Here is a 22,557-nt window from a genome sequence, read left to right on the forward strand (position 1 = left end):
CGCAAGGAACCGCGGAAGGCATGGGCGCCATGTCATGTCAATGCATCGACGACATGCCGCTTGTAGGCACGATGGGTGCACAGCCTCAGGTAATAGCTGCGCAGCGCGGGAAGATGATCCGGCGGCGTATCCAGCAAGGTCCAGCGATGGACATGCGGCCCCAGCGCCACATCCCCGATACCGAGCCGCTCGCCGCCGGCATAGGGACTTCCGCTGAGGACATGGTCCAGCATCCGCGCCAGGCCGTCGACGCGTGCACGCAGCGCGTTCACGTCGGCAGCGGCTGGCTCCCCTTTCAGCCCGCGGCGCAGCGCGAACATCGCCGGGCCGAAGTTGATCGACGCCCAGTCCATCCATTTATCGGAGACCGCGCGTTCACGCGCGGCCACCGGCCAAAGGCTTGCCGAACCGTATTGCGCCGCGAGATAGCGCACGACCGCGTTCGACTCCCACAGCACCAGGCTGCCATCGACCAGCGTGGGCACGCGGGCGTTCGGATTCATCTCCAGGTAGTTCGATGTATCCAGGCCGCCGAACTCTCCACCCGCCTGGCGTAGCGTATAGGCGATACCGAGCTCGTCGAGCGTCCAGAACACCTTGGCCGAGTTCGAGGACGAAGCCCTTCCCCAGACATCCATCATGTCAGCACTCCTTCAGTGTGCGCCGTCCGGCATCAGGCGTCGCGACCCACGGTGGGGCGCATGTAGTTTTTGTTGTAGTTGGACACTTTGCCGGTATCCAGGTCATAGCCCAGCCTGTCCGTCAGCGTTTCCAGCGGCTGGCCGTACAGGTGGAAGTGACGGACCGTCTGGTTGCCGTCCACGTGGATGCTATGGATATCCTTGGGCAGGAAGTTGATGGGCGACCCGGGCTTGACCACATATTCGCGGACCTGCTCCAACCGCGCATGTTCCGGATCGCTGCCGTCGTCCACGCGTCGATAGATGCGATTGAGTTCCTCGCCGCTGACCGCGACGATCACCGCCCAGGTGCCGTGGTCGTGCGGCTTGGTCGACTTGCCCGGAATAATGACGTTGATGTATAGCGTCATATTGCTGTCGGGTTGCTGCGCCAGCAGGTAGCGCGAGGACGTCGCGCCCGATTCCTTGGTGGGCTCCGGGAACTCCTCCGTGGGAAAGAGATCCGTGCGCTCCGCCAGCGACTGCAGGCGCGCGCTGATGCGCTCCAGCGTCGCGCGGTCCGGTTGCCCATTGCCGAGAATGCGTTCAAGGTCCCCCATCGTCTCCTGTACGAGGGCCTGGCGTTCGGATTTAATCGTCATTGTTAACGTCCTTGGAAGTTGGCGACGCTAGCGCGTCGCGGTAGGTGCGGCCTGGCTGTCAAGACCGAATCGAAAGCCATCAGCGGCGACTTGCCGCAGCAGATTCTTTTCCCAGTTCAAATAGGTTTTCATTGCATCCTTGTTGCCGGCCCGGCGGCCTGGCGCCCATTGCATGAAATCGATGCGATCCTCGGCCGGGAGGGCATCGTCATCCGACCCCACCACCGGCAGTCCCGCGGCGACCCAGGCGCGCTGACCGCCTCGCACGACCCGGATGTCCGCCTCGCTGCCCCCCGGCCTGCGCAGCAGGTCGAAGGCGGCGAGTTGGGCAACCCGCCCGTCATCCGAAAATAACACCAGGCCGCGTCCCTGGGCGATCGCGTCGTCCAGCCGATCGAGCCGGGCGCGGTTGGCCCACATCGCGCCGATAGGATGAGCCGCCAGGTAATCCACGCTGCGATCCAGCGACACCGCGACGGCGCCCGCATTCAGCGCGACCTGGGCGGCCGCGGGATCGATCTCCGGGACGGCCTGGAACGAGCCCCGCAGCTCGCGCTGCACCCGGGCCGCTTCGTCCGCGCCAACGCTGCCGACGCTGCCGACGCTGCCGACACATGGCTCGCCCGCGTCGACCGCCCCGGAAGGCAGGTCCCGTGGGGACGCGGCCTCGAGCACATAGGTATCCCATCCCATCTGCAAAAGCCAGTGTGCCGTCGTCGTCGCGCGAATGCCATCGGTATCCGTCAGCACCACGCGAGCGCCCAGGGTCCCCAGCCATTGGTCGCTGGCCTGCACCAATTGCCCGCCCGGCGCATTGCGGGCCATGGGATGATGTCCGCCGGTGTATTCGGCCGGGGTGCGGACGTCGAATACGAAGGTGGTCCTTGCCGGATTGGCGAGCCATCCCTTCAAATCGTCATCGCTGGCCGTCGGAACGCCGAAGCGCCGCGCCACCGCCTCCGCGCGAGGCCGCGCCGCCGCCACGCCGGCGGCGGTTACCGCCGTACGTCCGGCGAATCCCCGCTCCAGTTCGCGGCCGGACAAGCGCCAGCCGTGATTCCCGTCGGCAAGGTGGACAACCCGGTTGGGCACGCCGGCGTTGATCAGCGACTGGGCACCGACTATCCCGCGCGTGCGCCCGCCGCAAGCCACCACGACCAGCGTTTGCGCCGAGGGAACCAGGTCGCCGAATCGATAGACCAGCTCCGCGCCGGGACAACTGACGGCCCCGGGCACGTGGCCCGCCGCATGCTCGGCTTCCGTCCGGGGATCCAGCACGATCAGGTCCTTACCCGCCTGCTGCAGGCCGGCAAGCGCATCGGCATCGATATGCGGCGTGTCGAAATGGGCTTCCACCCACTCCCCGAATGCCTTGCTCGGCACATAGACCCCGACGAATACCTCGCCGCCGGCCGCGGCCCAGGCGGCGACGCCGCCCGGGAACAGGCTGATGTCCGCATAGCCCAGGGCGGACAGCCGTTCAGCCGCGCGCTGGACGATCCCGTTGTCCGAGCCCATCAGGACAATCGGACAGTTCTTGCGCGGGACCAGCGGCGTGATGAGCAGCTCGAGGCGGCTATATGGAACATTCACGGCGCGCAGCAAATGGCCCAGGCAGAACTGGCCCTCTTCGCTTATGTCCAGCAGGGCGATCTCCGCGCGATGCCGGGACATTGTGTCGGAGACGCGCGCCAGCGCCGCTTTCAGCGCGGCAGCGTCCAGTTTCGGAAAAGTTTTCATGGGTGCATGACGTCTGGATGGAAGCCGGGGAAAATCGGGATATCAGGCCAACGCGCCGCGCATGGCCAGGGCCGGCTGCGCCGGCATGCTCTCGACGCCATCGTTCTGCGCGCCGGGCCGCAGGATATCGGACAGGAAGCGCCTGGCGCGCGGATGCGTGGGATTGGCGAAGAATGCATGGGGATGCGCGTCCTCCAGGATCCTGCCCGCATCCATGAACCAGATCCGGTCGGCCACTTCCCGGGCGAAACCCATCTCGTGCGTAACGATGGCCATGGTCATTCCCTCCGACGCCAGTTGCTGCATCACGGCCAGGACTTCCCCCACCATTTCCGGATCCAGCGCGCTGGTGGGCTCGTCGAAAAGGATGACCGGCGGCCGCTGGGCCAGCGCGCGCGCAATCGCCACGCGCTGTTGCTGTCCGCCGGAAAGGCTGGCGGGCATCGCGTTCACCTTGCCGGCCAACCCGACCTTTTCCAGCAGCCCCCGGGCCAATTGCTCGGCCGCGTGCCGTGTCATGCCCCCGACCTTGATCGGCGAAAGCACGATGTTTTCCAGCACCGACAGGTGGGGAAAAAGGTTGAACTGCTGGAAGACGAACCCGATGCCGGCACGCAGCATGTTCAGGTCGCTTCCCTTGGCATGCACGTCCTTGCCGCCCACCCATACGGAGCCGCGCTGGATGGGCTCCAGGGCATTCACGGTCCGGATCAGGGTGGACTTTCCCGATCCCGACGGACCGCAGATCACCACCACCTCGCCGTCGGCCACCGTCCCGCACACGTCGTCGAGCGCGTGGTAGGAACCGTACCATTTCCCGACGTTCTTGAATTCGATCATTGTCATCCCCTTGTTTGTCTCATGCCAACGCCGGGGCGCGCACGGATTGCCGCCGGCGGAAATGCCGCTCGACCGCGGCGGTCGCGAAGGACAGGCCGTAGCAGAGGGTGAAGTAGATGCAGGCGAGCAGCAGATAGGTGTACAGCGCATGCGTCATCTCGACGCTGTTGATCTCCTGCGCCGCGAACGTCGCCTCCTGCACACCGATCACATAGACGATCGACGTGGCCTTGATCGTGGAGATGAACTGGTTGACGATGGACGGCAGCATATTGACCAGCGCCTGCGGCAGTATCACGTGGATCATGGACTGGGCGTACGTCAGTCCCACCGCGCGCGCCGCCTCGGTCTGGCCCGTGGGCAGGCCCTGGATGCCCGCGCGAACGATCTCCGCCATAAAGGCGGCCTCGTAGACGACGATCGCGCTGCATGCCGTCGCGAAAGGCGAAATCGCATCGCCGATCAGCAGCGGCAACAGGTAGTAGGCCCAGAAAATGATCATGACGAGCGGTATTCCGCGCAAGCCATAGACCCAGGCATTGGCGGGCCATCGGATCCATCGCCACGAGCTCGTGCGCGCCAGGCCCAATAGCAATGCCACCGGAAAGGACAGCGTCAGGCCCAATCCCGCCAGGATCAGCGTGCCCGCGATGCCTCCCAGGTGGCCATGCGGCCATGAGCCGATCAGCAGCAGCATTCCGTACTTGTGAATAATTTCCAGCATTTCGCTCACCTTCCGAACGTGGGCGGATATCGACGTCCGAACCAGGCGCCGAATGTCATCAACAGCAGCGAGACCAGCAGATAGAAGGCCGTCGCCACCGCGAAGACCTCGAATGCCCGGAACGTCAGGTTTTCGATGGCGCGGGTTTGATTCGTGAGTTCCGTCACGCCGATTGCCATCGCCAGGCTGGTGTCCTTGAACAGGATCAGCGAACGGTTCACCAGCGGCGGCACGCCGATACGCAGTGCCTGCGGCAATGTCACGTAGCGCAAAGCACGGAACGCGCTCAGGCCGATCGAACGCGCGGCCTCCTGCTGCGCGGCGGGAATGGCGCGGAAGCCCGATCGTATGTCCTCGGTCATATACGCGCTGGCGTTGAGCGACAGCGCGACGAGCGCGAAGGAAAACTCGCCGTTGCCATGGTTGATCCAAAGCCGCAGCCCTTCCGGCAGGATATCCGGCATGCCGAAGTACCAGACCATGATCTGGACCACGGTCGGCACATTGCGGTGATATTCGATGAATATCCGCAGTACGAGGCGCAGCGGACGCAGCGGGATCATGCCCAGGCCCACCAGGACGATGGCCAGGGAGAACCCGCATACCCACGCGCCGGCGAATAGCCGAAGCGTGGTCGCCACCCCAAGCAGCAAGGCCGAGAGGACGTCATGCGACATCAAAAACGCGAAGTCGAATTGCATAGCGATCCGGGCCGGGCCGGCCCGCCTTTTCTCTACTGCTGATGGAGATCGACAGGCTCGACCTTGAAGGCGCGCACCAACTTATACGGCGAGCCCGAGCCCATCCATTTGTCGTAGATCGCGCTCAGCTGGCCGCTGCGGTCCATCTCTACGATGATCTTGTTGATCGCGGCGAGCAGATCCGGGTTTCCCTTGTTGACGACCAGCCCCATATGCTCGGTAAAAATCGGCTCGTCCAGCAGCACGGTGGGGTCCCCGGTTTTTTCCGATTCGATGCGAAAGCGGATCAAGCCCAGGTCTCCGCCCGGCATGGCCTCGACCTTGTCGCTTTGCAGCGCCAGATAGCACGCGGACACGTCCTGGAAGTTCAACATCGTGGATTTGGTCAGGACACGCTGGGCCACCGCCGACGAGCTCGATCCCTTGGACGTGCAGACCTTCTTGCCGGCCAGATCGGCCAGCTTGGTAATGCCCGACTTTTTCTTGACCAGGAGGCGAATGTCGTCCTGCAGGTACTGCAGGCTATAGTCGATCTGCGCCGCCCGTTCAGGCAGATAGGCCATGGAGCCCGCGATCATGTCGACCCGTCCCATCTTCAGTTCCGGGATGCGCGCTTCGGTGGACAGGGCCTTGTGTTCCAGCTGGACGCCCAATCCTTTGGCTATCGCCTTGCACATATCCACGTCGTAGCCGACATATGTTCTTGTCTCGGCGTCCTGGAACGCATACGGGTTGGAAGCGTTCTGCGTGCCGCAGATCAGCTTGCCCCGCGATTTGATTTCGGCCAGGCGATCCGCGTGAGCCTGCGGCGCGCAGGCCAGGCCAACCGCCAGGACGGCAAAGCTGCACAGGCCGCGATAGCGCTGCGAAATTTTCATGGAGAGTCTCCGTTGGAGTGAATGCATGTCGTGAAACACCTGCGACGCCGGCCCGGAATCAGGCCGACGCCGCCGCAAAACCGCGCCGCAGGTCGTCCATCAGGTCCTGCGGATCCTCCATGCCCACGTGCAGGCGCAGCACCGGTCCGGCTGGCGCCCACTTCGTGACGGAGCGGGAACCGCCCGCCTTGACGACATTGATCAGGCTCTCGTACCCGCCCCAGCTGGACCCGATACCGAAGAGCCGCAGGCTGTCGACCAGCTTCTCCAGCCGCGGCGCGAAGTCCGGCCGCAGCTCGACCGAAAACAGCGACGCGGCGCCGCTGAAATCCCGGCGCCACAGCGCGTGATCCGGATGGGTTTCGAGTGCCGGGTAGTTCACGCCGGCCACTTCGGGTTGCGCCTGCAGCCAGCGTGCCAACGCGAGCGCGTTCTCCATCTGCTGGCGCAGACGAACGCCCAGCGTCCGCAGGCCGCGCAAGCCCTGGTAGCAATCGTCCGGACTCACGCTATAGCCCAGGTCGTCGACCGCGCGGTGGACGGCGTCCCAATGGGATGCACCGGCCGTGATCACACCCAGCATCAGGTCGGAATGCCCGCCGATGTACTTGGTGGCGGCGTGGATCGAGACATCGATGCCGAGCTCGAAGGGTCGCAGGAAATACGGCGTCGCCCAGGTGTTGTCCGCGATCACGGGGATACCGCGCGCGTGGGCGGCCGCGGCGATGGCGGGTATATCCTGGACCTCGAAGGTCTGTGAGCCGGGAGACTCGCAATAGACGGCGATAGTATCGGCCGTCAGCCGCTCTGCGATCCGCGCGCCGAGATGCGGATCGTAGAACTCCGTGCGCACCCCCCAGCTTGCCAGGCGCCCCTCGCAGAAGCGGCGGGCCGGCGTATACACGTTGTCGGGAACCAGCAGATGCCCGCCAGGGCGCGCGAACGCCGTCAGGCTGGCCACGACGGCGGCCAGGCCATTGGGTACGACCCGGCTCTTATGCCCGCCCTCCAGGCGCGCCATGGCTTCTTCGAACGCGTAGGTCGTGGGCGTGCCATGCCGGCCGTAGCGCACGAACTTGTCGCCCTGCTTCTTGCGGTCTTCATAGGACGCCAGGGTCGGGAAGATGACCGTGGAGGTGCGATAGACCGGTGTATTGACCATGCCGCGATGGGCCTGGGGGTCGCGACCGGCGTGGACGAGCAGCGTATCGTTCTTCATCATGGGGCTTTGGCAGGAGAATTGATGGCGGTATGCGGCGCATCGGCGGTGTCGATACCGAGCAGCTGAGCCGCATGGACGGTGGTTTGCGCGATGAAGGCGCGCGCGTCGGCGGGGCTGCTGGGCGCCGCGATCATCCCTTCCGCCGCCAGCTTTTGCTGGGTATCGGGTTCCGCCAGCAGCGCCGCTACCGCGCCATTGAGCTTGGCCACGACATCCGCGGGCGTGCCCGCCGGCGCGGTGATGGCATAGAAGCTCTGCATGGCATACCCCGGCACCGTCTCGCCGATGGTCGGCAGATCCGGCATGAGGGGCGACCGCTTGGGCGTGGTAAGCCCCAGCGCCCGCAACTGCCCCGACTTGATCATGGGCGTGACGGACGGGTCGGCGAACATCATGTCGATATGCCCGCCCAGCAGGTCATTCACCGCCAGCGAGGTTCCCTTGTAGGGGATGTGCTGTATATCGACATGCGCCAGGCTGTTGAGCATGGCGCCGGCCAAATGCTGGCCGGTCCCGATACCGCCGGAACCCATCGTCAGCGAGCCTGGCTTGGCGCGCGCCAGCGCCAGCAGCTCGCTGACACTCTTGACCGGAAGCGAGGGATGCACGACCAGGATTTGCGGGATCAGGACGACCAGCGATATCGGATCCAGGTCCTTCGACGGGGAATAAGGCAGGTTTTTGGTCAGCAAGGGCCCGATCGACAGCGGTCCCGTCCCGCCCACCAGCAGCGTATAGCCATCGGGACGCGCATGCGCCACGAAGGCGGCGCCGATGGTCCCGCCCGCGCCCGCGCGGTTTTCGACGACCACGGGCTGGCCCAGCCGCGACAGGCCCGTCGCCAACAGGCGTCCCACGAAGTCGACGCCCCCGCCCGGCGGATACGGGACGACGATGGTCACGGGCTTTTCCGGATACGTGCCGGCCCGGCTGGCGACAGGGATACAGCACAGGCAAATCAACATCATCAACAGCAAACGAGGCATGGTCGACTCCGGCGGGCCCGCATGGGCCCATATGGGTAGGCTGGATAACTTCGTGCCGCCACCTACATGGCGGGGAATTACTGTCCGTAGATCTTTTCAGCGGCCTCCCGGCTCACCAACCCCAGACGGATATCGCGTTCGACATCGTCGCGAGGGCGCTCGCGGGGATCGCCGATCCCACCGCCTCCTGGCGTTTCGATCACGACACGGTCGCCCGCGGGAACCAACTGGCGTCCCTTGCCGTTGAGGGTTTTGCCGGACTTCAGGCTCACCCTTCCGCTTCCGCCCGGCTGCCCGCCCAGTGCGCCGCGGGCGGGAAACTTGATGCGGTCGAAGGTCGCCGCCAGGATCATGGGCACATTCTCGGCATGCGACACTTCCACGATCTGTCCCAGGCCCCCGCGGAAGGTGCCCGGGCCGCCGGAATCCGGCCGGTATTCCTTGCGCCAGAACACCACCGGCGCCATGGTCTCGGAGATCTCGATCGCGGTATTGCGGACGCCGCTGGGGAACGATGTGGTGGACAGTCCGTCCTGCCTGGGCCGCGCCCCGGTTCCCCCGGTCGTGAACGACACCTGGGTAAACCGGCGGCCGGCGAGGAAGTCCTCCGCGGGCGCGCCGGCCATGGGTTGGCCGCCGACCAGGCGGATGTTCCACAGACTGGAAGCGCCCTCGGCCGGCACCCGGTCGGGATGCGCCTGGCGCAGGCAACCGAAGATCACATCGGGCAACATCATCCCCACAATGGCGCGCGAGGTCACCGCGCACGGCGGCAGCGCGTTGACGATGGAGCCCTCCGGCGCTGTGACCTTGACGGCGCTCAAGGAGCCGGCGTTGTTCGGGATTTCGCCGCCGATGATGCAGCGCACGCCGAACGAGGTGTATGCGTCGGTATATGACTTCGGCACATTCAGCGCGCGCTGCACGGTGCCGGAGCTGCCGGTGAAATCCACTTCGATGCCGGCGTCCGTCAGCTGCAACGATGCCTTCAGGTGGATCGGCGACTCGTAGCCGTCGATCGTCATTTCGTGATGCCACGTCCCCTTGGGCCAGTCCGCGAGCGCCTTGAGCATCGCGGCACGGGATTGCGCGATGATGTGTTCGCCCAAGGGCACGAGCGTCTCCAGGCCATACTCGCTCATCATGCCGGCCAGGCGCTTACCCGCGACTTCGTTGCAGGACACAAGCGCGTAGACATCGCCGATCACCTGCACCGGATCCCGCACATTGGCGCGCAGGAAGTCGAGCACCGTCTTGCTCATCACACCGCCATCGGCCAGTTTGGCGATCGGGATGAACAGGCCCTCGTGATAGATCTGCGTGGCATCGGGACCGACGCCCACCCCGCCGATATCGACCACATGCGTGTTCGAGGCGAACAGGGCGATCAGGCTGTCGCCCCGGAAAACCGGCGTCACCACCGTGATGTCGAACAGATGGCCCGTTGCCTTCCAGGGATCGTTGGTGATGTATATATCGCCCGGCCGCATGCCGTCGGCGGGAAACTCCACGAGAAAATGGCGTACCGACTCGGCTACCGAATTGACGTGTCCCGGCGTACCCGTGACGGCCTGCGCGATCATCCGCCCGTCGGGCAGGAACAGGCCGGCGGAAACGTCGCCCGCTTCCCGCGCCGCCGCGCCGAACGCTGTGCGGATGATGGTCTGGGCCTGCTCCTCGACCACCGCGATAAGGCGATCCCAAAGGATCTGATTGCGGATAAGGGCAGTCGCCGAACGAGTGTCCTGGGTGCTCATGCTTCACCTCGCTGTGCCTTCGACGATCGGTCGCGGTCGATGATCAGATAGTGGCGGGCGTCGACCCGGGCGGTGAAACCGGCGGGAACGACGGTGGTCGTCTGGTCCTCGACGATCAGGGCCGGTCCGTCGATGTGGTCCGACACGGACAAGGCCTCGCGATCGAAGGCGGGTATGTCGACCGCGCGCGCCAGCGCCGTGTCGAAAACGGGCCGATAGGCCGAGGGCGCGGGCCTGCGTATCCCGGCGGGACGGCGGTCCTCGTCCTGCGTGGCCGCCTGGCCGGTCGATACGGTCAGTGTCCAGGTCAGGATTTCGGCCCCGACGCCGGGGATGATGCGGCCATACAGCGCGCGGTACTCTCGTTCGAACAGTTCGGCCAGGCCGCTGGCCAGCGCCGGCGTCAGTTGGGTGGACGGCAAGGTGACGGGGATTTCATGCCCCTGCCCCCGGTAGCGCATGAACGCGACACAGCGCGTTTCGAGCCGGCTGCCTTTCGGGGCGGCGCTTTCCACGGCCGCGCTGGCTTCCAGGTACATGCTTTCCAGCACACGGTTCACCGCATCCAGGTCGATGCCATCCGTGGACTGATAGAGGCTGCGCAGTGCCTGGTAGGCAATCGGGGCCCAGAGGAAGCCCAGCGCCGACCCGACGCTTGCGCCCACCGGGACGATGATGCGGTCGATGCCCAGCTTGGCGGCCATCTGCACCGCGTGCAGGGGCGCCGCGCCACCGAAGGCGATCATCGTGTAGCGCTCGATATCCTTGCCCAACTCGATCCCGTGCACGCGGGCGGCGCACGCCATATTCTCCGCGACGATTTCGCTGATCGCCAATGCTCCCATCTCGGCGCCCATTCCAAGCGGATCGGCGACGTCGCGCGCGATGGCGGCGCGCGCCGCGCCGGGCGCGAGGTTGACCTTGCCCGCGGCGAAGCGGGCCGGATCCAACAGCCCGAGCGCGCAGTTCGCGTCCGTCACCGTGGGGTGCGTTCCCCCGCGCCCGAAACAGGCCGGCCCGGGATTGGACGTCGCGCTGTCCGGCCCGACCTGGATGCGGCCGAGCGTGTCGACGTGCGCGATCGAGCCGCCCCCGGCGCCGATTTCGACCATCTCGATCACCGGGATCCGGATGGGAAGGCCCGAGCCTTTCAGGAAGCGATACATGCGGCCGAATTCGAAGGTCCGGGAGAGCTGCGGCGTGTACTCGTCGATGAAGCAGATCTTCGCGGTGGTGCCGCCCATGTCGTAGGAAAGCACGTGGCGCTCGCCGCATTGCTCGGCGATCCTGCGGCCCAGGATGGCGCCGCCGGCCGGGCCCGATTCCACCAGCTTGACGGGTTGGCGAGCGCCCAATTCCAGCGAGGTCAGCGATCCGCCGGACGTCATCAGGTAAATGGGACAGCCCATTCCGGCTTCGCGCATCAGCCGGTCGAGTTCGCCCAGCGATCGCGCCACGACCGGCTGGACGTAGGCGTTGGCACAGGCGGTGGAGGTCCGCTCGTACTCGCGGACTTCCGGGCAGACGTCGGAAGATAGCGTGATCCAGAGATCCGGCAGCTCCTGAGCCAGGATCTGCCCGACCCTGGCTTCGTGCTCGGGATTGACGTAGCTGTGCAGGAACGATACAGCGACGCTTTCCACCGCGGCCTCGCGCAACTGGCAGGCGACGCGGCGCACCGCGGCCTCGTCCAGCGGCAACAGCGTCCTGCCGTGGACGTCGATACGTTCGGGTATGCCGAAGCGCAGGTCGCGCGGCACCAGCGGTACCGGTTTTTCCAGGAAGATATCGTATTGCGCGTAGCGGTTTTCCTGCCCGATCTCGACGACGTCGCGAAATCCCTCGGTCGTAATCAAGGCCGTGCGCGCGCCCTTGCGTTCGATCAGCGCGTTCGTGGCCAGCGTGGTGCCCAGGATGAAGAGCGCGACTTCGCTGGCAGGCAGCCCCGCCTTGGCCAGGACTTCCCGCGCGCCCTGCAGCACGCCCAATTCCGGCTGCAGCGGCGTGGTAAGTACCTTGGTGGTGTGCGTCTTCGCGCCGACCATCAGTACGGCGTCGGTGAACGATCCGCCGATGTCGACGGCCAGCACCGCGCGCGGGCTGGGGATAGTGGTGTCCATACCTTCCCTGATTGGTTGTCCGCCCGCGCTCTAACAAAGTGCCGTTGCGAAGGCGTGACGGGAAGGTAGCAAGCGCCCCCGATAAATCATAATATTTATATATTATTAGCTATTCGAAAAACCTATACTGGGCCTGGAATATACGGTCCGGAAGGCAAGGGAATTCCGTGAATCTCCAGCAATTGCGCTTCATCACCGAGGTTGCCCGCCGCGACCTGAAAGTCTCGCGCGTGGCCGAACTGCTGCATGTCTCCCAACCCAGCGTCAGCACGCAGATCCGGTTGCTGGAAGAAGAATTGGGGCTGACGATATTCACGCGCCAGCGCAACCGGCTGACCGCGATCACGCCGATAGGCGGGGAAATCATCGAACGGGCACGCCGCGCCCTGATGGAGATCGACGATATACGGCAGCTTGCCAACGCGCACAGCGCCGATGACAGCGGCACGCTGACGATCGCCGCCAGTCACGCGCAGGCAAGGTTCAGGCTTCCCGTGATCCTGAAGAAGTTCGCGGATCTTTATCCCCGCGTACACATCACGATACGCCCGGAGAGCGGGCGCCAGATCACCGATACGATGCGCGCGGGCCAGGCCGACATCGGCATTCTCAGTTCGCCCGGGGATCTCCAGGGCGACTTGTTCGGCATCCCGTTCCAGACGTATCGGCGGTTGCTGCTGGTGGCCGCGGGACACCCCCTGCTCAAGGTGCCGCGCCCCACCTTCGACGATATCGCCCGCTATTCCATCGTGATGTACGAACCGTCGCAGACCGGCTCGGTCGTGCTCGACACCCTGGAACGCCTGGGCAAGCAGGCCCCGACCCTGCTCAAGGCCACGAATGCCGATGTCGTGAAGGCCTATGTGGAGCAAGGCCTGGGAGTCAGCGTCCTGCCGGAACTTGTCTTCGATCCCAAGCGCGACCGCGGACTGCGGGCAATCAATGTGGACCACCTGTTCTCCGCCAGCACGACCTTCATCGTGCTCAACCGCAAGCATTACCTGCGCGCGTACGCCTATGCGTTCATCGAGATTCTCGCTCCCCAGGTAACGCGCCGTACCGTGGAAGAAGGCCAGCACGCGCCGCCCGCGGGTTTACCTCAGCCCTAGTACGATGCGTGCCGTACCGGCACCCTGCCCGGCTGGTACAACTGTTTCGATAATTGTGTTGACGCCGGCCGCGCCAGTGCCCATAGTCGATGGAAGACATTCAAGCACCGCGATTTTGCCCCGTTCCGCGACATACCGACCTGACAAATCCTCTCCTTGATATCCGTCCTGGCATGAAGACATGCCGTCCGTCTCAAGGAGAACGCCATGCGTAGCGGCACCGCCCCCTGCTTCATCCCCGAACGACCCACCGGTTTCATTCCCCCTGGCCAAGGCGGAAACAGCCGCTGCATGCACATCCCGGGACGCTCCGTTCCGGCATGAAGCCCTCCCGCCGGAGGGCTTTATTGTTTTCAGCGTCGGCGCCGTCCAGGCGCCCACGCGATTCACTTGAAATGGCGAGGTGCCACATGCTTCAAAACAATACCGTCTACAAAGGCTATCGCCTGAATGCCAAGATCGCCCGGCCCCCGGCCGTGGCGAACGGCTCGCCCATGTTTGCCGCGACCATCCTGGTCGGCATCGCCTCTTCGCCGGAGGCCGGCGAAAGCTACGAGGTGCCCCGCTTCGCGGAAGGCGGCTTCGTGGTGAGTCCCGGCGAAGCCGTGCATGCCGCGATCCTGTTCGGACGCACCGTGGTCGATGGCCTGCCGGCCAGGCCGAGCAAGCCGGCGCAGGACTAGCAGCAGTCCATGGCCTAGGCTGCGCGCACGGCGTCGCGGATATGGCCGAGAAAGGCCTTGCACGCATCCGGCAGGATGCGCCCGGCCAGGGTTTGCACCTCGAAGTGACGCTCGTTCATTTCGCGGTCGCGCAGGGGAACGGCGATCACGCTGCCGTATTGCAGCCGTCCACGGACAGGCAGCTCCCCGCATAACGCCACGCCGCCCCCCGCGCTGGCGAAGCTGATCAGGGCATCGATATGCCGGCTGACGAACACCGGCTCGTAGCGCAACTGCTGGCGGCTGCTGCTGATATCGAACAACTGGCGCAAGGTCGAATCGCGGTCCGGCAGCGCCAGCGGGTAGGCCGCCACCTGCGCCAGCGACAGCGTGCGCTTGCCCGCCAGGGGATGATCGGGTGCGAGGACGGCCAGGACGGGCGCGGGCGTGCGCAGCTCGACGCGGATGTCGCGCTCGGATGTCAGGCTCAAGGTCAGGCCGATATCGGCCTCGCCATCGCGGATGCGGCGCGGAACGTCCTGCTGCGAACACACATCCAGCGAAAAGCGGATGCCGGCGTAGCTTTGCCGGAACGTGGCGATCAGGGACGGGATGAAGTCGAACGCATAGCCTTCCGTGCTGACCAGCCGCACCTTCCCATGGCGCAGGCCGCGCAGGGCCAGGATGTCCCCGGCCACCCGCTCGACGTCCTGCTGCATGCGTTTCGCGTGCGCGGCCAGCACCTCTCCCGCGGCGTTCGGCACCATGCCGCGCGCGCGCCGCTCGAACAACAGGGTGTTCAGTTCGCGTTCCAGGCGGGCAATCTGCCGGCTGACCGCCGACGGCGCGACGTCCAGGCGCTCCGCCGCCTCGGTCACGGACCCCGAGCGCACGACTTCCAGGAAATACCGCAGCGCGGTGCCTTGGAGAACCTGATTGTTCATGGATGGGTCCGATGGGGAATTGGGGCGACGATGTGGATTGCGTTTTTCGCAACGAAACATTCTAAACCTTGATATTGCTGCACGGGAGGACCGCCCCTAGCATTGGCTTGTTTCATCCTTGTTGCAACGCTGTCCGCGCCGCCATGATCGCCCCACCTGCCATCGATTCCGAGCCCGTGCGCTCCCTGCGCCAGGGGCGGCCCCTGCTGTGGACGCGACCCGCTGGCGCGGATACGAACGAAGCATCCCCCTTCACGCTGGAAGACGTACGGCAGGCGCGCGCGCGCTTCGACCGTTTCGCCCCTCTGCTGACCGTCCTGTTTCCCGAACTGCACGAAACGGCGGGCGCGATCGAGTCCGCCCTGCTGCCGGTAGACGGCATGCGCGCGGCGCTGCGCCTGCCGGAATCCCAAGGCAGGCTGTGGATCAAGGCCGACCACGATCTGCCCGTGGCCGGCTCCATCAAGGCGCGCGGCGGCGTGCACGAGGTCCTGGAATTCGCCGAAGCGCTGGCCCTGCGCGAGGGGCTGATACAGGCGGGCGACAACTATCGCGTCCTGGCCGGGCCGCAGGCGCGCGCCAGCTTCTCGCGCCATCAGGTCGCCGTGGGCTCCACCGGCAACCTGGGATTGGCGATCGGCGTGATCGCGTCCGCGTTGGGATTCCGGACGTCGGTGCATATGTCCGCCGATGCCAAGGAATGGAAAAAGGCGCGGCTGCGCGCGCGCGGCGTGACGGTGGTCGAACATGCGGGCGACTACGAAAAAGCCGTGGCCGCGGGCCGCGCGCGGGTACAGGCCGACCCCAATGGCTATTTCGTCGATGACGAGCGTTCTTCATCGCTGTTCCTGGGCTACGCGGCAGCCGCCCTGCATTTGCGCGACCAGCTGCGCGATGCGGCAATCGCGGTGGACGCGGCGCATCCGCTGTTCGTCTACCTTCCCTGCGGCGTGGGCGGCGCGCCAGGCGGCATCGCCTTCGGCCTGAAGGAAGTGCTGGGCCCGCACGTGCACTGCTTTTTCGCCGAGCCGACCCAATCGCCCTGCTTCCTGGTCCGCATGATGGCGGGATCAGGCCAACTGCCGGGGGCCGGCGCCACGCCTTCGGTGTACGACGTGGGCCTGAGCAATCGCACCGAGGCCGATGGACTGGCGGTGCCGCGTGCGTCCGAGCTGGCGGCAGGCGTCATGGCGACGCGGCTGGACGGGGTCTATACCGTCGCCGACGATGTCCTCTTCACGGACCTCGCGCGCCTGCACGACAGCGAAGGCCTGCGCATCGAACCGTCCGCGGCGGCGGGTTTCAGCGGGCCGGCGCGGCTTTGCGCGACGCCGGCCGGGCAGGCCTACCTGGCATCGCGCGGCCTGGCGCAGGCCATGCGCGGCGCCACGCACCTGGTGTGGACCACCGGCGGGCGCTTCGTACCGCCCGAAGAATTCGATCGTTTCCTGAGCCGGGGCAGGTCGAGCCCGGCCGATACCTGAGGCGGACCCGCAGGACCGCCCTTACATCCACCCTACGTCCACAGAGTCCATCATGAACATGCGTTCCACGTGTATTGCCGCCGGCCTGGCCTTGTCCTGCCTGCTCGCGCCCGCCTTGCCGGCCGCCGCGCAGACCGGCTATCCCACGCACCCGGTGTCGCTGATCGTGCCCTTCCCGCCCGGCGGCGCCACCGATGTGAGCGGCCGCGTCCTCGCGCAAGCGCTCGGCAAGGAACTGGGCCAGACGGTCATCGTCGAAAACCGTGCCGGCGCCGGCACGGTGATCGGCGCATCGTATGTGGCGCGCTCGGCGCCCGACGGCTATACGCTGCTGGTCAGCTCCGGTACCACCTTCACCATCAATCCGGCGGTACGCAGCGACCTGCCCTACGATCCCGTCAAGAGTTTCGAGCCCATCGGCATCGTGGGACGCACCGGGCTGATCCTGCTGGCCAATCCGAAGGTGCCGGTCAACGACTTGAAATCCTTCATCGCCTACGTCAAGGATCCCGCGCACGCCGACACCCCTTATGGTTCGTTCGGCAGCGGTACGACAGCCAACTTCGTCGGCGAGGCATTCGCCGCCGCGGCCGGCATCAAGCTGACGCACGTCCCCTACAAAGGCAGCGCGCCGGCCATGGCCGACCTGATTGGCGGCCAGATCCCGTTTTCCGTGGATACGGTCTCCGCGGCGCTGCCGCAGCTGAAGAACGGCAAGGTCAAGGCCATCGCGGTCTCCAGCCCGCAGCGCTCCACCTTCCTGCCCGATGTGCCGACCTTCGCCGAATCGGGCTATCCGCAGGTCGCGATGGATACCTGGCTGATGGTGGCCGCGCCGCGCGGCCTGCCCGCCGACGTGAAGACCAGGCTGGGCCAGGCCCTGGCCAACGTCATGGCCAATCCCGACGTACGCAAGAACCTGCTGGCGCTGGGCTTCGAGCCGGAGTTCGAGAACGGACAACAGGGCGAGGCCCTGATCCTGAAAGAACTGCCGCAGATGCGCGAAATCGCCGAGCGCGCGAACATCAAGGCAGACTGACGAACCCGATCCGGAACCTTCCATGACGTCCACTTCTTCCCTCGTCGCGCTATCGGCCGTGGAGTTGCGCCGGCTGATCGGCGCGCGCCAGGTATCGCCGGTCGAACTGCTGCAGGCCTGCATCGACCGTATCGATGCGGTCAACCCCTACGTCAACGCCATCACCGCGACCGCCTACGAACAGGCCCGCGCCGCGGCACGCGAGGCCGAGCGCGCCGTCATGCAGGGCGAGCCGCTGGGCCTGCTGCACGGCCTGCCGCTGGGTGTGAAGGACCTGGAAGCCACCGCCGGGCTGCTGACCACCTACGGGTCGGCCATCTACCGCGGCCATGTGCCGGAGCAGGACGTGGAACTGGTGGCGCGCCTGCGGCGTGCCGGCGCCATCGTGACGGCGAAGACCAATGTGCCGGAGATGGGCGCCGGCGCCAATTCACGCAATACGGTTTGGGGCGCGACCGGCAACCCCTTCGATCCCAACCTGAATGCCGGCGGTTCGTCGGGCGGCTCCGCGGCCGCGCTGGCCTGCGACATGTTGCCGGTCTGCACGGGCTCCGACACCGGCGGTTCGCTGCGCATCCCGGCCGCCAAATGCGGCGTGGTCGGCTTGCGGCCTTCGCCGGGCGTCGTGCCCAGCGTACGCAAGCCCCTGGGCTGGACGCCGATCTCGGTGGTCGGCCCCATGGGCCGTACCGTGGCCGATGCCTGCCTGCAACTGGCCGCCAGCGCCGGTATGCATGCCGGCGATCCGCTCAGCTACCCGCTGGATCCGCTGTCTTTCCTGCGGCCCGGCGTGGCGGATCTCGGCACGCTGCGCGTGGCCTATACGGAAGACTTCGGCGTGTGCGCGGTCGACGACGGCATCCGCGCGGTCTTCCGCGAAAAAATCGCCACCATGCGGCATCTTTTCGCCGCCTGCGATCCCGTCGACATGGAACTCGGCGACGCGCACCGCTGCTTCGATGTCCTGCGCGCCGAGGCCTTCGTCGCCGGCATGGGCGAGGCCTACGATAAGGATCCGGACAGCCTGGGACCGAACACCCGCGCCAACTACGAACTGGGCGCGGCCATGAGCCTGAAGGACAGCGCCTGGGCCCAGGCCGAACAAACGCGCCTGATCAAGCGCTTCCAGGACGTGTACCGGGACTACGATCTGGTACTGTCGCCCACCACGCCGGTCTCGCCTTTTCCGTGGACCAAGCTGTACGCGGAAACCATCAACGGCGAACGCCAGGAAAATTATTACCGCTGGCTGGCGCTGACCTACGTGGTCACGTTGACCACGCATCCGGCCATCGCCCTGCCTTGCGGACGCGACCATCGCGGCATGCCGTTCGGCCTGCAGGCGGTCGGGCGCTTCCGCGGCGATCATGCGCTGCTGGCCGCGGCGCAGGCCATGGAACAGGCATTCGCCGCCATCGAGACCTTGCGCCGCCCCGTGCCCGATGTCTCCTCCCTGAAGCCCGCGCGGCCCGAGCTGCGATCCATCGTGACGACGCCGCCGCTGATCGACGGCGCGCCGCCCGCCAACAGCGTGTCGGCGGTATAGCGCGATGAAGTTCGACGTACTGGTCCTGGGCGCGGGTATCGTCGGCGTCTGCGCCGCCGCGCATTTGCAGATGCGCGGCAAGTCGGTCGCCCTGATCGATCGCAAGCCCCCGGGTACCGAAACATCGTTCGGCAACGGCGGCCTGATCCAGCGCGAAGGCGTCTATCCCTATGCATTTCCGCGCGATCTCGGCGCCCTGATCCGGTACGCCGGCAATCGCGCCCCGGATGTGCGCTATCACGCCGCCAGCCTCGTCAGGTCGATGCCCTTTCTGTACCGGTACTGGCGCCATTCGCATCCGGCGCGCCACGCGGCCATCGCGGCGCGGTACGCCGCGCTGATCGAACATTGCCTGGCGGAGCACCATAGCCTGGCGGACGCGGCCGGCGCGCGGGAATTGATCCGGCCCACGGGATGGATCAAGGTCTTCCGCCGCGCCGCCGCGCGCGACGCGGAGATCCGCGTGGCCGAACGCTGGCGTGGCGAATTCGATGTCGGCTTCGAAGCGCTGGATGCCCAGGCGCTGCGCCGGCTGGAGCCCGCGTTGAGCCCCTCGCTGGCGGGCGGCCTGCGCTATACCGACGCCCAGTCGGTGTCCGATCCCCATGCGCTGGTCGCCGCCTACGCGCGGCACTTCGAGTCGCTGGGCGGCCGTATCCTGACCGGCGATGCCGCCACGCTGGAAGGCGAATGGCAGGTACGTACCGATCAGGGCGCCGTGCGCGCGCCGCGGGCGGTCGTGGCCCTGGGACCGTGGGCGGACGTGGTGACCCGCCGGCTGGGCTACCGCCTTCCGCTGGCCGTCAAGCGCGGCTACCACATGCATTACGCCGCCGATGGCGACGCGCGGCTGGGCCATCCCGTCCTGGACGCGGACAACGGTTTCCTGCTGGCGCCGATGGCGCGTGGAATCCGCCTGACCACGGGCGCGGAGTTCGCCGGCCGCGACGCGCCGCCCTCGCCACGCCAATTGGCGGCGGTCGAGCCTTTCGCGCGCGGCCTGTTTCCGCTGGGACCGCGTGTGGACGCCGCGCCGTGGATGGGATGCCGGCCCTGCACACCGGACATGATGCCCGTCATCGGTCCGGCGCCCCGGCACCCTGGACTGTGGTTCGCGTTCGGACACGCGCACCATGGCTTCACCCTGGGGCCGGTGACCGGAAGGCTGATCGCCGACATGATCGAGGGAGCGCGGCCTTTCGTCGATCCCACGCCGTTCCGGGCCGAGCGGCTGCTCTAGGGCCTATGCGCTCGACTTCGGCGTACGGCCCGTCACGCGGGAACTGGCGCGCACCAGGAACTGCGTGGCGACATGATGCGACTGCGGCTTGGACAAGGTGTCCGCGTCCGCTTCGCGCTGGATCAATTTCAGAACCAGCCGAGCCGCCGTGCTGCCGATCTCGTAGCGGCCCGGATGCACGGTGGTCAACGCGGGGGTAAGCCGTTTCGCGATGGGAAAGTCGCCGAAGCCCACGATCGCGCAGTCCCTGGGCAATACCAGGCCGCATTCCGGCGCCGCCAGGATGGCGCCGGCGGCCATGTTGTCATTGGCGAAGATGATGGCCTGCGGACGGGTGCGCCTGCCGGCGCGCGCGAAACGCGCCATCGCCTGTGCGCCGGCTTCGAAGGGATCGGTTTCGTCCGGCGTTTCCACGTCGGCCGCCAGCCCGTGCCGGGCCATGGCGCGCGAATATCCCAGTGCGCGCTGCTGCGCGCGGAAGTCCTCCGGCATGCCCGTCCTGACGAACCGGATGCGCCGGGCGCCCTGCTCGATCAGGTGCATGGCTTGGTCGTACCCCACCTGGTCATGCGAAAAGCCGACCTGGTGGAAAGGCCGGTTGGGCCTGACATCCCAGGTCTCCACGACCGGAAAGGCGGCGGCGCGCAGGATGGCATCCACGCGGTCGGTATGGGCCGGGCCGGTCAGTATCATCCCCGCTGGCCGCCAACCCGCGAAGGCACACACCGCGCCTTCTTCCTCGACCGTCGAATAGTTGCTGCTGGCCAGCAGCAGCTGGTAGCCGGACGAACGCAGCACGTCCGACATCCCCTGCACGGTCTCCGAAAACACCGAGTTCGCGATGCTTGGGATCACCGCGCAGACGACCTTGGAACGCGCCGACGCCAGGCCCATCGCGACCTGGCTGGGTACGAATCCCGTTTGCGCGATGGCGGCCTCGATGCGCGCGCGCCGGGCCGGCGACACTTTGTCCGGCGTATTGAAAAAGCGCGAGACGGTAATGGAAGCGACGCCCGCGATCGCCGCGACGTCATGAATGGTATAGGGGGCGATCTTCCGCCGGCCGGCATGCGCGGCCGGGTCTTTGTCCTGTTCCGTATCGTGCGCCGATGCCTTGCTGCGAGCCAACGCGTCCCCCGCTTGAATGCCGTCGGGTTTGACGGCGTGAGGGCCGCATTATAGACTTCGATGTCGAAATGGTACCGGTACCTTTCGCATCGTATGGTACCGGCACCTTCCGGCCGGCCGACGGGATGGATCCCGTCGGCAAGGGATAAAAAATAGACAGGAGACACCGCATGAATCGTCGCGAATTCACCGCCACGGCCGCCGCGGCCTTGTGCCTTGGCGCGGGGCGGTCCGCCCTGGCGCAGGGAAGCTATCCCGACAAGGCCCTGACCTTTATCGTTCCGTATCCGGCCGGGGGTGCCGCGGATCAGTTCGCCCGCCCTTTCGCCCAGGCGCTGAACGAACGCCTGCACCAGGCCGTCATCATCGAAAACCGTCCCGGCGCCAATGGCAACATCGGTTCGGCATACGCGGCAAAGCGGCTGCCCGCCGACGGCTATACGCTGTTGCTCGGGTCCACCAGCACGCTGGCGATCAATCCCCACATCTATCCGTCGATGGGTTATTCGCCGCTGGATGACCTGCAACCGGTCACGCTGACGCATCGCATGCCCAACGTGCTGGTCGTGGGCGCGCAGACGCCCTATCGCACCGTGGCCGACCTGGTCGCCGCCGCGAAGCAACGTCCCGGCAAACTGGAATATGGCTCGGCCGGGATCGGCAACACCATGCATATGGCGGCGGAGCTTTTCCAGCTGCGTGCCGGCATACGCCTGCTGCATATTCCCTATAAAGGCGGCCCGGAAGCGCTGAACGATCTGCTGGGGGGCCGCGTTCCCATGATGTTCCACAATCTGCCCGCGATCGTGGCCCTGGTGAACAGCGGCAAGCTGCGCGCCCTGGCCATCGCCGATGACAAACCGTCGCCCCTGCTGCCGGGCGTTCCCACCATGGCGCAGGCGGGCATCGCCGACGCCACATCGGTGGTCTGGAACGGCATCCTGGTGCGGCGCGGCACCTCGACGGAGATCGTCGAACGCCTGGCCCGCGACATGGGCGCCGTGCTCGCGGACCCGGGGTTCCGCGGCAATCTGACCGCGCAGGGCTACGAAATCCTCTCGTCCACACCCGCCGAATTCGACGCACTGCTGCGCAGGGACTACGCCGCCATGGGCGAACTGGTCAAACGCGCCAACATCAGAATGGAATGAACCG

Annotated in this window: 20 protein-coding genes; 7 read left to right on the forward strand and 13 right to left on the reverse strand. The window is 66.3% G+C overall.

The annotated features are described in order from the left end of the window. Positions 1-32: 32 nt before the first annotated feature. From CAL28_RS15500 to CAL28_RS15550, 11 genes are all read right to left on the reverse strand, one after another. Entirely contained in the window at positions 33-641 is a 609-nt protein-coding gene (locus tag CAL28_RS15500) for a glutathione S-transferase family protein (RefSeq protein ID WP_094842204.1), read from the reverse strand. A gap of 32 nt (positions 642-673) precedes the next feature. Further along, positions 674-1,282 carry an AraC family ligand binding domain-containing protein gene (locus CAL28_RS15505; protein ID WP_094842205.1) on the reverse strand — a complete coding sequence of 203 codons (609 nt, stop codon included), beginning with the start codon at positions 1,280-1,282 and terminating at the stop codon, positions 674-676. 27 nt (positions 1,283-1,309) lie between these two features. Continuing rightward, on the reverse strand, positions 1,310-3,022 hold the full coding sequence (locus CAL28_RS15510; protein ID WP_094842206.1) for a rhodanese-like domain-containing protein: 1,713 nt from the start codon (positions 3,020-3,022) through the stop codon (positions 1,310-1,312). Positions 3,023-3,064: 42 nt separating this feature from the next. After that, on the reverse strand, positions 3,065-3,862 hold the full coding sequence (locus CAL28_RS15515; protein ID WP_094842207.1) for an amino acid ABC transporter ATP-binding protein: 798 nt from the start codon (positions 3,860-3,862) through the stop codon (positions 3,065-3,067). A 19-nt stretch (positions 3,863-3,881) separates the two neighbouring features. After that, positions 3,882-4,586: an amino acid ABC transporter permease gene (locus CAL28_RS15520; RefSeq protein WP_094842208.1), complete on the reverse strand. Its 705-nt coding sequence runs from the start codon at positions 4,584-4,586 to the stop codon at positions 3,882-3,884. Positions 4,587-4,591: 5 nt separating this feature from the next. Beyond that, complete coding sequence (locus CAL28_RS15525; protein ID WP_094842209.1) at positions 4,592-5,287, reverse strand: amino acid ABC transporter permease; 696 nt, start codon at positions 5,285-5,287, stop codon at positions 4,592-4,594. 32 nt (positions 5,288-5,319) lie between these two features. Then, a complete protein-coding gene (locus tag CAL28_RS15530) occupies positions 5,320-6,165 on the reverse strand; it encodes an ABC transporter substrate-binding protein (protein ID WP_094842210.1) in 846 nt (281 codons plus the stop codon). 58 nt (positions 6,166-6,223) lie between these two features. Then, the gene (gene metC / locus CAL28_RS15535; protein WP_254926140.1) at positions 6,224-7,387 is read right to left on the reverse strand and encodes a cystathionine beta-lyase; all 1,164 of its coding nucleotides are present in this window, start codon (positions 7,385-7,387) and stop codon (positions 6,224-6,226) included. Continuing rightward, on the reverse strand, positions 7,384-8,373 hold the full coding sequence (locus CAL28_RS15540) for a Bug family tripartite tricarboxylate transporter substrate binding protein (RefSeq protein ID WP_094842211.1): 990 nt from the start codon (positions 8,371-8,373) through the stop codon (positions 7,384-7,386). Before CAL28_RS15540 ends, metC begins: the two co-directional genes overlap by 4 nt. A gap of 77 nt (positions 8,374-8,450) precedes the next feature. Further along, a complete protein-coding gene (locus CAL28_RS15545) occupies positions 8,451-10,130 on the reverse strand; it encodes a hydantoinase B/oxoprolinase family protein (protein ID WP_094842212.1) in 1,680 nt (559 codons plus the stop codon). Continuing rightward, a complete protein-coding gene (locus tag CAL28_RS15550; RefSeq protein WP_094842213.1) occupies positions 10,127-12,250 on the reverse strand; it encodes a hydantoinase/oxoprolinase family protein in 2,124 nt (707 codons plus the stop codon). The genes CAL28_RS15545 and CAL28_RS15550 overlap by 4 nt, the downstream gene beginning before the upstream one ends. A 167-nt stretch (positions 12,251-12,417) precedes the next feature. On the opposite strand from CAL28_RS15550, the gene CAL28_RS15555 reads away from it, so the two are divergent. Both CAL28_RS15555 and CAL28_RS15560 read left to right on the forward strand, forming a co-directional pair. Further along, positions 12,418-13,359 carry a LysR substrate-binding domain-containing protein gene (locus CAL28_RS15555; protein WP_094842214.1) on the forward strand — a complete coding sequence of 314 codons (942 nt, stop codon included), beginning with the start codon at positions 12,418-12,420 and terminating at the stop codon, positions 13,357-13,359. A 410-nt stretch (positions 13,360-13,769) separates the two neighbouring features. Next, complete coding sequence (locus CAL28_RS15560) at positions 13,770-14,042, forward strand: hypothetical protein (RefSeq protein ID WP_094842215.1); 273 nt, start codon at positions 13,770-13,772, stop codon at positions 14,040-14,042. A 14-nt stretch (positions 14,043-14,056) separates the two neighbouring features. On the opposite strand, the gene CAL28_RS15565 is transcribed toward CAL28_RS15560, so the two are convergent. Next, complete coding sequence (locus tag CAL28_RS15565; RefSeq protein ID WP_094842216.1) at positions 14,057-14,965, reverse strand: LysR family transcriptional regulator; 909 nt, start codon at positions 14,963-14,965, stop codon at positions 14,057-14,059. A 143-nt stretch (positions 14,966-15,108) separates the two neighbouring features. On the opposite strand from CAL28_RS15565, the gene CAL28_RS15570 reads away from it, so the two are divergent. The 4 genes from CAL28_RS15570 to CAL28_RS15585 are packed head-to-tail and all read left to right on the forward strand — an operon-like array spanning position 15,109 to position 20,274. After that, positions 15,109-16,449: a D-serine ammonia-lyase gene (locus tag CAL28_RS15570; RefSeq protein WP_094842217.1), complete on the forward strand. Its 1,341-nt coding sequence runs from the start codon at positions 15,109-15,111 to the stop codon at positions 16,447-16,449. Positions 16,450-16,501: 52 nt separating this feature from the next. Beyond that, complete coding sequence (locus tag CAL28_RS15575; protein ID WP_094842218.1) at positions 16,502-17,488, forward strand: Bug family tripartite tricarboxylate transporter substrate binding protein; 987 nt, start codon at positions 16,502-16,504, stop codon at positions 17,486-17,488. Between the two features lie 22 nt (positions 17,489-17,510). After that, a complete protein-coding gene (locus CAL28_RS15580) occupies positions 17,511-19,034 on the forward strand; it encodes an amidase (RefSeq protein ID WP_094842219.1) in 1,524 nt (507 codons plus the stop codon). Between the two features lie 4 nt (positions 19,035-19,038). Then, complete coding sequence (locus CAL28_RS15585; RefSeq protein WP_094842220.1) at positions 19,039-20,274, forward strand: NAD(P)/FAD-dependent oxidoreductase; 1,236 nt, start codon at positions 19,039-19,041, stop codon at positions 20,272-20,274. 3 nt (positions 20,275-20,277) lie between these two features. Here CAL28_RS15585 and CAL28_RS15590 read toward each other — a convergent pair whose 3' ends face one another. Next, the gene (locus CAL28_RS15590) at positions 20,278-21,402 is read right to left on the reverse strand and encodes a LacI family DNA-binding transcriptional regulator (RefSeq protein ID WP_217906584.1); all 1,125 of its coding nucleotides are present in this window, start codon (positions 21,400-21,402) and stop codon (positions 20,278-20,280) included. A 170-nt stretch (positions 21,403-21,572) separates the two neighbouring features. On the opposite strand from CAL28_RS15590, the gene CAL28_RS15595 reads away from it, so the two are divergent. Continuing rightward, positions 21,573-22,553, forward strand: coding sequence for a Bug family tripartite tricarboxylate transporter substrate binding protein (locus CAL28_RS15595; protein ID WP_094842221.1), 981 nt, complete (start codon positions 21,573-21,575; stop codon positions 22,551-22,553). The last annotated feature ends 4 nt before the right edge of the window (positions 22,554-22,557 follow it).

Origin of the sequence: Bordetella genomosp. 11, assembly GCF_002261215.1 — a bacterium.
Classification (GTDB): domain Bacteria; phylum Pseudomonadota; class Gammaproteobacteria; order Burkholderiales; family Burkholderiaceae_B; genus Bordetella_C.